The sequence below is a fragment of the Thiocapsa sp. UBA6158 genome, assembly GCF_002423035.1.
Classification (GTDB): domain Bacteria; phylum Pseudomonadota; class Gammaproteobacteria; order Chromatiales; family Chromatiaceae; genus Thiocapsa.
In genome coordinates this window covers 1-11,674 of sequence record NZ_DIUM01000058.1, presented here as the reverse complement: position 1 = coordinate 11,674, position 11,674 = coordinate 1, and the positions used below count along the sequence as shown (strand labels likewise).

The 11,674-nt window shown below is 64.5% G+C and carries 10 protein-coding genes; 9 read left to right on the top strand and 1 reads right to left on the bottom strand.

Translation table 11 applies throughout. From position 1 onward, the window contains the following. Positions 1 to 208: 208 nt before the first annotated feature. Together B4N44_RS08455 and B4N44_RS08450 are read left to right on the top strand one after the other, a co-directional pair. Entirely contained in the window at positions 209 to 397 is a 189-nt protein-coding gene (locus tag B4N44_RS08455; protein ID WP_296699325.1) for a hypothetical protein, read from the top strand. Next, positions 394 to 972 (top strand): Fic family protein, encoded by a 579-nt coding sequence (locus tag B4N44_RS08450; protein ID WP_296699320.1) that lies wholly within the window; start codon positions 394 to 396, stop codon positions 970 to 972. The genes B4N44_RS08455 and B4N44_RS08450 overlap by 4 nt, the downstream gene beginning before the upstream one ends. A gap of 425 nt (positions 973 to 1,397) precedes the next feature. Here the strand turns inward: B4N44_RS08450 and B4N44_RS08445 are convergent, their stop codons facing one another. Further along, positions 1,398 to 3,518 (bottom strand): hypothetical protein, encoded by a 2,121-nt coding sequence (locus B4N44_RS08445; protein WP_296699316.1) that lies wholly within the window; start codon positions 3,516 to 3,518, stop codon positions 1,398 to 1,400. Positions 3,519 to 3,686: 168 nt separating this feature from the next. Between B4N44_RS08445 and B4N44_RS08440 the strand changes: the two genes are divergently transcribed. The 7 genes from B4N44_RS08440 (at position 3,687) to B4N44_RS08410 (ending at position 11,499) form a co-directional block, all read left to right on the top strand. Beyond that, positions 3,687 to 4,247 (top strand): FmdB family zinc ribbon protein, encoded by a 561-nt coding sequence (locus B4N44_RS08440; RefSeq protein ID WP_296699311.1) that lies wholly within the window; start codon positions 3,687 to 3,689, stop codon positions 4,245 to 4,247. An 84-nt stretch (positions 4,248 to 4,331) separates the two neighbouring features. Next, positions 4,332 to 4,871, top strand: coding sequence for a glycine cleavage system protein R (locus B4N44_RS08435; protein WP_296699308.1), 540 nt, complete (start codon positions 4,332 to 4,334; stop codon positions 4,869 to 4,871). Between the two features lie 102 nt (positions 4,872 to 4,973). Further along, the gene (locus tag B4N44_RS08430) at positions 4,974 to 5,447 is read left to right on the top strand and encodes a peroxiredoxin (RefSeq protein ID WP_296699305.1); all 474 of its coding nucleotides are present in this window, start codon (positions 4,974 to 4,976) and stop codon (positions 5,445 to 5,447) included. Between the two features lie 205 nt (positions 5,448 to 5,652). Continuing rightward, the gene (locus tag B4N44_RS08425) at positions 5,653 to 7,068 is read left to right on the top strand and encodes a PhoH family protein (RefSeq protein WP_296699302.1); all 1,416 of its coding nucleotides are present in this window, start codon (positions 5,653 to 5,655) and stop codon (positions 7,066 to 7,068) included. A 254-nt stretch (positions 7,069 to 7,322) separates the two neighbouring features. Further along, complete coding sequence (locus B4N44_RS08420; protein ID WP_296699300.1) at positions 7,323 to 7,745, top strand: DsrE family protein; 423 nt, start codon at positions 7,323 to 7,325, stop codon at positions 7,743 to 7,745. A gap of 486 nt (positions 7,746 to 8,231) precedes the next feature. Continuing rightward, positions 8,232 to 10,268 carry an amylo-alpha-1,6-glucosidase gene (locus B4N44_RS08415; protein WP_296699297.1) on the top strand — a complete coding sequence of 679 codons (2,037 nt, stop codon included), beginning with the start codon at positions 8,232 to 8,234 and terminating at the stop codon, positions 10,266 to 10,268. Between the two features lie 448 nt (positions 10,269 to 10,716). Continuing rightward, a complete protein-coding gene (locus B4N44_RS08410; protein ID WP_296699328.1) occupies positions 10,717 to 11,499 on the top strand; it encodes a winged helix-turn-helix domain-containing protein in 783 nt (260 codons plus the stop codon). Positions 11,500 to 11,674: the final 175 nt, after the last annotated feature.

Genomic DNA, 11,674 nt, shown 5'->3' with positions numbered 1-11,674 from the left:
GCGTCAACTGCTCTTTTTAGGATCATTGATCTGACTCCATCCGCGGCCGGCATCAGCCCCACGACCGGCGCGGCGTGGACCGACCGGGTACTCGGACTTCTCGATCGACACGGCCCCTTCACACTCGCCTGGTTGGAGGCCATCCTTAGGGCGGCGGACCAGCGCGCATCGCAACTATCCACACAAGACCCCTTGCTGGAGAAACCTCATGGGAGAGACCGACTGGAAACAGATCGTCTCCGACTGGCGGAAGCTGACGCCGGAGGAGAGACGTCGGATTCGGCTGAGCCGAATCCCGCGGAAAGTCGCCCGCAGCATGGCCTTCGAGGGCGAACCGGTGGACGAGAAGATGCTGGAGGAAGAACTACAGCGCCTCATGGAGCAACGCGCGATGTGAACACGACACTGGGCGTTCTGAGCTACACCCAGCTTGCGCCATATCTCGCCCGAAATGTCGAGCGCATGGAGGAATCGATCGCGGAGGATGACCTCGCCGAACGATCGCTCGACGAGGATCTGTTGCGTGATTTGCACGCCGGCATCTGCATGGATCTCACCCCGGAGATGGCCGGACGCTGGCGACGGGTCGACGTTCGCGTCAGCGACCACCAGGCCCCGAGTTTCCCCCAAGTTCCAATATTGATGCGCGATTACTGTCAGGATCTCCAGGCCCGCTTCTCTGTACTGACCGGTCCATCGGACGACCAGATTCCGGAGCTGCTCGCGTTCGCCGAGGGCAGGCTACTCTCCATCTATCCCTTTGAAGACTTCAACGGCAGAACCACGCGCGTGCTGATCGCCGAGTTGCTGCGGAGACTGGAACTGCCCGCGATGGATCCAACACCGGAGCCTGGCGACGAGACCCGAGCCTATCTCGCTGCGCTCAAGGAAGCCGATCGGGCAAGTTGGCAACCGCTGATTCAGGTTTGGCTCTGGCGCTTCGCCAAGGAGAATTTGCCGGGGCCTCATTGAAGCCATATCTCGCGGCTCGTCATCGTCATCTTCGGACGGATTTCCCCGGCGAATTTGCCAGGGCCTCATGCAGCCGAGACGACCAGAAGCGCCGTATGCAACGGTCTAGGGCTCGCCGAATTATCTGATGGGGCGGCCGGTGGACGCGTTGGACCTCCCCGCTCATGACCGCCGCAGACGTGCTCTTCGCGGCCCGGATCGCCGCCGCTTGGACTAAAGTCAACGGACAGCCTGATCGGCCGCACACATCACCCGCCTCGCGTCTTACGGCTGCAGCGTCAGCACATTCGCCATGCCTCGCCGTACACCATCCGCGATGGCCCGACGAAAACGCGGTATGCAGGCAGTTCAAACCGCACGCCTTCAATTGCGCAAGGAACCGTTTCAACCAACAACACGAACAGGCCGGTGTGAACGCCGCACCGTCACGGCTCTAGCGCAGCCTCGAAGGGAACGAACTCGAACGCTCGAACGGCAAGATCGACCGCTGCCGGCTGCTCGTCGCTGCGGAAGGTCAGCGAGACCTTGGAGATCCCATGCAGGGCCGGCGTCGCCGGGAGGACGACCTCGATCGTGCCGTCTTCGGTCTGCGGGAGGCATGCAAGGATCTCGACGGGGATCGCAGGCGGCGGCAGTAGATCGTCGTTCGCGCGCTCGAACGAGAGCACGGCATCCTTGATCTCGGTCGCGGAGCCGAACCGGATCGAGAGCGTACCGTTCGACAGGCTCGCGGTGCGGCCCTCCGGGAGAACGAACGCGAGCCCTCCGCTTCCGGTGATGCTCGACGCGAAACGGGGCGTCCCCGCGTCGCGCGAGAAGGCGATCGGATCCTTGAGCGCGGTCCAGGGGACGATCCGGTTCTCGTCGGCCAAGAAGTCGATTCGCTGCCCCGGCGCGTATAGCGCTTCGAGCTGGCCGGAGAGGTTCATCGCGTCGAGATAGCGACGCATGTTGGCGTGGGCGGTGTTGATTCCCCCGAGGATCAACGACAGGGTGTGGACAGTCGTCTGGAAGGGGATCACCTCCCCGGTGGCCATATTCCAACCTTCCCATGGACCGTGCTCGGTGAAGAGGGTCGAGATGCGCGCCCACTCGGCCTGCAGAAACCCCTCCACCTGCTCGGGAGCGATCCCGTAGGCAACGCCGAGGCTATAGAGCGACGGGGCTTGCGTGTCGAGCGGAGCATCGGTCACCGCGATGTCGCCGATCCCGATCAGGCCGGTGTATTCGGTCCCTTTGCCGCTGTAGGCCTCCGAGAGGAGTCCGGGCAGCCCATGTCGGGTCGAGAAATCAAGCTCGATGTCGACGAGTGTCTCCAGACCTCTGCGCCATGCCGGGTTGCGGTGCTCCTGCATGAACAGTGACAGCCCGAGCAACTGGAAGGCCGAGCCGTCCCAGGCGGCCAAGGCATAGGTGTCGCGTCCGTCGGCCTGTCGGTAGGGCTTGATCTTGAATCCGGCGTTGCGGATCGCCGCGACCGGCAGCCCGTAGCGCAGTACCGTGAACATGAGAGGTCCGCGAAACTCGTTGATGAAATAGTTCATCTGCCCGGTCACCCAGTTGCCCCGACCGTCGTCCCAGCCGACGAACCGATCCGCCGTCGCGTCCCAGCCGAACACGAAGGTTCCGGTCTGCGGATCGAACAGATGGGCGTAGCCGTCTTTTTGGGCCTCGATGAAGCGCTCCATCGCGTCCCGCAGGGCAACAGCCTGCGGCGCGTCGCGGATCTCGGGGCGCAGGAGTGCGCCGATCGCTCTGGCCAAAGCAGCCGTCAGGTTGGCGTTGTCGCCGAAGATGATGGTGACCACACGTTGATCGAGTAGCCCCATGATGGCGGCTCGCCGAGACGGGTCGTCATAGGGGGCAAGCGCCCCGTCGAAATGGAGCGCCCCGTAGCCTTCGCGGCGCTGGATCTTGCCTTTTCGGCCATTGTCTTCCTCCTGCAGCCACCCTTTCTCCAGGAGTGCCGACCAGATCGCGTTCCCGTCGCGCTCGCCGAAGGTGTCGATGAAGCGGCGTCGCTCGATGGATTCCAGCAGCGGGCCCTGGCGCTCACCGCCGTCGAACCCCATGAAATTCGCCAGCAATCCCCTCGCGGCAAGGTTCGGATCGCGCTGATCGGTGCCGAGCGTCGCGACCGCGAGCGCAAGTCCGTCCAGGGCGGCATCTCGGGAGAGATAGGGGTTGTCCGCGTAGCCTGCGGCGATGTTGGCCAGCAGCTCGATCCAGGCACCGATCGCCGTGAGCTGCGTGAATTCGCGGAGGAAGAGTCCGTTTGCCGGTTCCTGATTCCAGCCCTCGGCTGGATAGCCGGACACCGGGTCGATGATCCGGTGCGCCGGATCGACGTAGCTGAAGGCGTTGTTCAGCAGACGCCGCATGTGGCGATGGTGTTGAGGGACTTCGGGATACTCGAAGCTGCTGCGCTCGCCGCGACGCGCATCGCCGGGACCGACGAGCGCAGATGCCGCGGGGGCGGTCGATACGAGTAGGATCAGCGCAACGAGCAAGGAATACAGAGCGTTGTTCTTATCGACGATAGACATCTGAGCTTCGACTCTCACCGGTCATGTCCCGAGGCGTCGGGATAGCGTTCGTCGCTGCGGCACACGACGACGAGGGGCGTCGCAGCGTCGCGAGCACCTTGCGACGCGCGGTCCGCGAGGCGGACATCGCGTGTAGAATGCGCCGAGAAATTCGATGGAGACAACACCATGCCGGTCTACGAGTTCTACTGCCCCGACTGCCATGCCATCTTCAACTTCTTTTCGCGTCGGGTCGACACCGAGACGCATCCGGCGTGTCCGCGCTGCGGGCGACCGGAGCTGGGGCGTCAGGCGAGCCTGTTCGCGATCAGCCGCGGGCGCGCGGAGGGTGGCGAGGACGCGGGGGACGACGATCTGCCTGCGGGTCTGGACGAGGCGAAGTTGATGAACGCCTTCGCCTCGATGGCCGGCGAGCTGGAGAATCTCGATCAGGACGACCCGAAGCAGGCGGCGCAGACGATGCGCAAGCTGTTCGAGGCAACCGGTCTGAAGCTCGGCGACGGGATGGCGGAGGCGATCCGTCGCATGGAGGCGGGAGAGGATCCGGATCAGATCGACGCGGAGCTCGGCGACGTGCTCGACTCCGAGGATCCCTTCGGCGCCGGCGGGGCCGCGCGAACCTCGGAGGCCCTCAAGCAGTTGAGGCGCGATCTGTTGCCGGCCGCACGCGACGACACCTGGTATCCCTTGCGGGGGCCGAGCGAGCCGCGGGAGGGTTCGCCCTCCTGACGGCCCGGGCACCCCTATGCAGGGTTCCGATGGCCCATGCTACACTCCGAGCGGTATCTGTAACCCGCGAACCTCGACAAGGATATGACCAAGCAGAAGACCTACCTCGTGATCTCGGCACTCGGCGAAGACCACCCGGGTATCGTCAACCAGATCTCGAAGACCGTGCTCGAGCACGGTTGCAATATCGAGGACAGCCGCATGACGGTCCTCGGCGGCGAGTTTGCGGCGATCCTCTTGGTCGAAGGCAAATGGAACACGCTGGCCAAGATCGAGAATGCACTCCCCGAGCTCGAGCGCCAGCTCGGGATGACGATCATCTCAAAGCGCACCGGCGAGCGCGCCACCGGCAGAAGCCTGCTTCCGTATGCGGTGGACGTGGTCTCGATGGACCACCCGGGGATCGTCAACAATCTCGCCGGCTTCTTCGCCGAGCGCAAGATCAACATCGAGGACATGTCGACCTCCACCTACGCCGCCGCCCACACCGGAACCACCATGTTCGCGGTGCACATGACGGTCGGGATCCCGTCCGACATGCACATCGCCGGTCTGCGCGAGGAGTTCATGGACTATTGCGACGGTCTGAACCTCGACGCAGTGCTCGAGCCGATCAAGGGCTGAGTGCACGACCCGTTTTGCGCTTGCGCCGGAGGGTGTGAAATACCTCCGGCCGCCACCAAGTCCGCGTGACCGCATCATCACTCGAGAGTGGAGGCACCCAGCATGAACGTCGCGATCGGCGAAACCATCCCGGATATCGAGCTGCCCGCCACGGGCGAGAAGAGCGTGAAGCTCTCCGACTACCGCGGCAAGCATCTCGTCCTCTATTTCTACCCCAAGGCCAGCACGCCCGGCTGCACGCAGGAAGGCCAGGATTTTCGCGATGCGGCAGATGCCTTCGCGGCGGCGGACACGCAGATTCTCGGCGCCTCGCGCGACGGCATCAAGGCCCAGGAAAACTTCAAGGCCAAGCAGTCCTTCCCGTTCGATCTGCTGTCGGACAAGGACGAGACACTCTGCAAGGCGTTCGATGTCATCAAGATGAAGAAGATGTACGGCAAAGAGAGCCTCGGGGTCGAGCGCAGTACCTTCCTGATCGATGCCGAGGGCGTGCTGCGCGAGGAATGGCGCGGGGTCAAGGTGAAGGACCACGTCGCGGCCGTGCTCGCTGCGGCTCGGCGACTCAACGCCGGTTAGGTCGAGCCTCGCGGTGTCCCGGCCATTCGCATCCGAACGGAGGTCGCGGCATCTCGTATCCACGGCGGACCGACGTTGGTCCGGACGCGGCCCGGCGACCCGGGCCGAAACCGAGTAGCCCCTGCCGAGAGGCGCAAATCCTCTCCTCCACCCGATCGAGCGCCGCTGCCGAGTGCTCCGGTGCGGCGCTCCGGTAGCCGATGCCATGATCAAACGCGAAAACGACAAGACCTGCCTCTTCATCCTCGACACCAACGTGCTGATGCACGACCCCACGGCCATCTTTCGGTTTCAGGAGCACGACATCTTCCTGCCGATGATCGTGCTCGAAGAACTCGATCACGGGAAGAAGGGCTTGTCCGAGGTGGCGCGCAACGTTCGCCAGGTCAGTCGGTTTCTCGATCAGCTCATGTCCGGGGCGGACAAGGACGAGATCGACGCGGGGCTTCTGATCGGCCCCGTTTCGGCCGGCGGCGGCATCGCGCAGCCGTCCACCGGACGGCTCTTCTTTCAGACCGAGCTGCTCGATCTGAAGCTGCCGGCGTCTCTGCCGGGCAGCGGAGCGGACAACAATATCCTGGGCACCGCTCAGGCACTGAGCAAGCTGCGGACCGATCGTCAGGTCATTATCGTCTCGAAAGACATCAACCTGCGCATCAAGGCGGCGGTGCTCGGTATCCCGGCCGAGGACTATTCCAACGATCAGGTCCTCGACGACGTCAACCTGCTCTACACCGGCATGGAGGCGCTCCCGGAGGATTTCTGGGAGCACCACGAGAAGTCGCTCGATGCCTGGAAAGAGGAGGGCCGCACGCTCTATCGGGTCGCCGGGCCGGACATCGCGGACTGGTATCCCGCCGAGTGTCTTTATCTGGGCGAGGACGGGGCCTTCGAGGCGATCGTGCGCGAAAAACGCACCGAGACCGAGGCCGTCATCGAGCTGGTGGACGACTATCGGGTCCCGCGTCACGGCGTCTGGGGCATCATGGCGCGCAACCGCGAGCAGAACTTCGCGCTCAACATGCTCATGGATCCGGACCTGGATTTCGTCACCCTGCTCGGGGCCGCGGGAACCGGCAAGACGCTCCTGGCACTGGCGGCGGGTCTCGCGCAGGTGCTGGATCGCAACCTCTATCGCGAGATCATCATGACCCGGGTGACGGTCCCGGTCGGCGAAGACATCGGCTTCCTGCCAGGCACGGAGGAAGAGAAGATGACGCCCTGGATGGGTGCGCTCATGGACAACCTCGAGGTGCTCACCAAACCCGAGGGCGGCGAATGGGGCCGTGCGGCGACCAATGATCTGATCCGCAACCGGATCCGCATCTCCTCGCTCAACTTCATGCGCGGGCGCACCTTTCTGAATAAGTACATCATCCTGGACGAGGCGCAGAACCTCACCGCCAAGCAGATGAAGACGCTCATCACCCGCTCCGGCCCGGGAACCAAGTTCGTCTGTCTCGGCAACATCAGCCAGATCGATACGCCTTACTTGACCGAGACCACGTCGGGCCTGACGTATGTGGTGGATCGGTTCAAACAGTGGCCACACAGCGGGCACATTACGCTGCTGCGCGGGGAGCGTTCGCGATTGGCGGACTTCGCGTCGCAGGAGCTCTAAAGCTCAATCGCGTCTCGGCGGGAGCGGTGCGTTTGGCTGGATGGCCGGACGCTTCGGGGGTGTTGAGGATGACGGCGTTGACGCGATTGAGGTGAACGAGAAAAAGAAGAAAGGAGGCGTAGGTCTCGGCAGGCTTGGTCTTGTGACCGGCCGTCGAGCTTGCAGACCTCGCGTGGCGCCGCTCTGCGGCGCGGTCTGTGTGTCGAGCGCGCCATAAGACGTGCGCCGATCAACCATCAAACGAGGACTTTCCGATGAAAACTGCTCCGCTCTTGGCGTTGCTTGCCGGAGTCGCCGGTGTCTCGTCCGTCGCGACTGCGGCGGAGAAGCTCGATGTCGTCTACCACCTCTCGGAGCCGGATCGCGCGGCCTTCGTGCTGAACAACATGCAGAACCATATCGACGGGGTCGGCGGACCCGAGCATATCAATATGGTACTGGTCGTCCACGGCCCTGCAGTGAACGCGCTGAACGAGATCGAGGCGACCGAGAAGGTCAGCTCCGGTGTGGCGTCGCTGCGCGAGCAAGGCGTCGCCTTCGAGATGTGCGGAAATACGCTCGAGGTCTTCAACCTCGAGCTCGACGAGCTGCTGCCGGGATTCGTCGAGGTGAGTCAGGGCGGGGTGACGCGCATCGCCGAGCTGCAAACAAAGGGCTATGCCTATATCCGGCCTTGAGGCCGAGGGTCCGGCGAGTGCCGGGTTCAAGCGTGTGGTTCCCGAGACGCTTGATCGGAGCGGCACATTGGACGAGGTCGGGTGGACGACGTCGGATGGAGTCGCTCATTCGACCTCGGCTCGGACCGGCCAAGCAAAACTTCAATCGCTCATGACACCCGCTCTGCGGTGTCACCCATACCCCCTGGCGTTCTGCGCCTTGTTCCACGATGGCCGGAGTGAGCGAGGCACGCCGGTCTTCTCAACCGTGCCTCATCGAGTCTCTCGCTTCACGCCTCCAAAGCGGCGAGCTCCGCACCGATGTTCCTAACCCGACCACCTCGACTCCGCCGCCCGTCGGGTCGCGTTTCATCACCGGAGTAAACCGGAAAGGCAGGGTCGGGATTGGGGTCTTAGAGCGCCACGTATCATGCTCGCAGTCGTGGACCGGCGTGCCGAATTTGCAGCCCTCCCGACAACCCTTCCGACCACACCGAGCGTTCGCCCATGACTAACCCCCCAGCTGACCTGGAGCGCGCAGAGCGCCGCGAATGGTGGATTGCCAACGGTCGCGGCGGCTATGCCGCGGGCACGGTCGCCGGCAGCCTGACCCGCGGCTACCACGGACTCCTGACCGCGACGATCGATCCGCCGCTCGGACGCCGCCTGCAGGTCGCCAAGCTCGATGCGACGCTGATCGACGGGGAGCGACACTGGCCCCTCTTCACCAACCGCTGGGCCGACGGTTGCATCGAGCCGGCCGGTCATGTCCTGATCGACTCCTTTCGCCTCGACGGGCGCATGCCGGTGTGGCATTGGGCCTGCGGCGATCTCTTGGTCGAGCAGCGCATCTGGATGCCGCCAGGCGAGGACAGCGTCTGGTCGGTCTATCGGCTTCTGCGGACTCGCCCGGGCGCCCTGCCGCGTCTGCGCGTCGCCCTGCTGCTCGCCGATCACGACCATCACCGGGTCGGGCACAAGGACGACTTCGATCCGATCCTGACCCTCGACGGCGAGACGCGCTTGACGGCGCGATGTGCCGACGGACACGACATCGCCCTGACGGCCGTCGGCGGACACGTGCGGATCGAGCGCGCATGGATCGAGCACTTCGCCTTGCCGAGCGAGCGCGAACGCGGGCTGACGGATCGACAAGACCTCTTGCGTGTCGGCTTCGCCGAGCTGTCCCCGAGCACGACCGCGTGGTGCGGTGTCCTGGCGACGGTCGCGGTCGCGGCCGAGACCGAGACCGGCCCCGTGCCGGATCCCGAGCAGGCATTGGAGCACTTCAGGCAGAACGATCGCGCGCTCGTTCGGACCGCACGGACATATCATCAGCAGATCCCGAACCTCCCCGCTTGGATCGAGCAGCTCATCCTCGCCGCCGACAGCTTCCTGATTGCGCGGCCGATCGACGCCCTGCCCGCTCGGCAACCCCAGGCCAAAGGCATGTCCGTCATCGCCGGCTACCCCTGGTTCGGCGACTGGGGTCGCGACACCATGATCGCCCTGCCCGGGCTGACGCTCGCGACCGGTCGACCCGAGATCGCCAAGCGTATCCTCGAGACCTTCGCCGGATTCCTCGACGGCGGCATGCTGCCGAACCGCTTCCCCGGCGCCGGCGAAACGCCCGTCTACAACACGGTCGATGCCGCACTCTGGTACATCGACGCCTGGCGTGCCTACATCGAGGCATCCGATGATCTCGCCGCGCTCGCCCGAGTGTTTGCGATCCTGGAGTCAATCGTCGCGCACTACCGCGACGGCACCCGCTACGAGATCGGCATGGACCCGAGCGACGGTCTGATCCACGCCGGCGAGCCCGGCGTGCAGCTCACCTGGATGGATGCAAAGGTCGGCGATTGGGTGGTGACGCCGAGGATCGGCAAACCGGTCGAGATCAATGCGCTCTGGTATCACGCACTGCGGGTAATGGCCGACTTCGCCGAGCGTCTAGGGCGGGATCCGCAGGGCTATCGCGGCGCGGCGGATCGCACGCGGAGCGGTTTTGGCCGATTCGTGCGTCCGGATGGTCTCGGACTCTACGATATCCTCGACGCTCCGGACGGCAACGACTCGAGTATGCGCCCGAATCAGATCTTTGCCGTCAGCCTGACACACTCGCCGCTCGAGACGCCCGCTCAAGCCGCGGTCGTGAAGGTCTGCGCGCATCACCTACTCTGTCCCTACGGCTTGCGCTCCTTGGCGCAAGAAGACCCCGATTATCGGGGTCGTTACGAAGGGGATGTCTGGAATCGCGACGCGGCCTACCATCAGGGCACGGTCTGGGCCTGGCTGCTGGGTCACTATGCCCTCGCGGAATACCGGGTGACCGGCGATGCGACGGCGGCCCAAGCGCGGCTCGCCCCGATCGCCGATCATCTGCGGGATGCCGGAGTCGGCACCCTCGGCGAGATCTTCGACGGCGACCCGCCGCACCATCCGCGCGGCTGTCCTGCGCAAGCTTGGTCCGTCGCCTGTATTCTGGATGCCTGGACGCAGCTGGAGCGCATCCGGGTCGCAGAAGGGGAAAACGCAACCTAAACCTCGCCCGGCGCGGTATGCGTCGTTGATTGGATTGAATTGGATTGGCCACGCCAGCTCCGACAACTCTAGGCATCAGATCGAGCTGATGCTCTCGGAGCGCCTCCTCGTCCACGGCCTGATAGACACAGAGTGTCCCCAAGCGGGCATCCGGCTCCGTGACGACCTAGCTGCGGATCCCCATGCACTGCGTCAGGGTATCGTGAAGGTGTTCATGCATCTCTCCTCTGGATCGGCGGACCGGCACGGCCGTCCGCCCGAAGTTTGGTGATCCACCGTGCGGGAGGAGCACAACGATGGCACCGGATGCGCCTCGTTCCGCACGGGTTGGGAGACGAAGCCCCGAGCGTATCCGCCGCGTTTCGCGCAAGCCCCTTTTTGGTTGCCCGATCTGTAACCATGCGGCGCAAAGTTTGCTGTCGTACTCCGATCGGACCCATCGCCGGGCATCACCAGCCGGGCACGGGCGTGGCAAAGACACCGGCCCGATGCAGAGCGATACAGAAACAAAACAGCCCGAAAGCAGGACGACGACCCGGACGGGCGCGACCTGATCGAGGACTATCTGTCGGGACAGGGCTACCGGGTCCTGTGCGCGGCGGATGCGGGCGCCGCCCGCGGATTGCTCGAGACGCACGCGCCCGAGGTCGCTCTCCTGGACGTCGGATTGCCCGGCGAGGATGGACTCACCCTGGCCCGCTTCATTCGGGAACGGCTGGACATCGGTATCATCATGGTCTCGGGCGCCGGAGAGACCCTCGACCGGATCGTGGGTCTCGAGGTCGGCGCGGACGATTATCTCGCCAAGCCCTTCGACCTGCGCGAGCTGAAGGCCAGGCTGAAGGGCATCTGTCGCCGCTATCGTCGAACCGCACCCCAGTCCGCCGGTGCGACGCCCCTCGCCGAGGGCGAGACGCGACGCATCGCCTTGGGACGCTGCCAGCTCGATCTCGATACCCGACAGCTCTTCGATCTGGACGGCGCCGAGCTGCCCCTGACCTCGATGGAATTCGAGCTGCTCAAGATGTTCGTCGAGCGCCCGAACCGTCCGCTGACCCGCGATCAGATCCTCTCGATCACCCGGAATCGCGACTGGTCCCCCTACGATCGCAGCATCGACATCCGCATCGCCCGCCTGAGACGCAAGGTCGAACTCGACCCCGAGCATCCGGCGCTCATCCGTACGGTTCGGGGGCACGGGTATATGTTTGTCCCCGCAAAACCGGGCTGAGCCGCGAGTTTGTTTCGGTCTTGTCTCTTTTGTCGCCCCTTTGTGACGCTGCCGCCGACGTCTTCTGCCCGGTGCTAGACTCGGCGTAAGCCTAGATCCGGCAGTTGAACGGCCCCGGGAGTGCGTCCCGCGCGGTGTCCGGCAAGGCGCGACGAGGCGTCGTAGTGGCTCTACG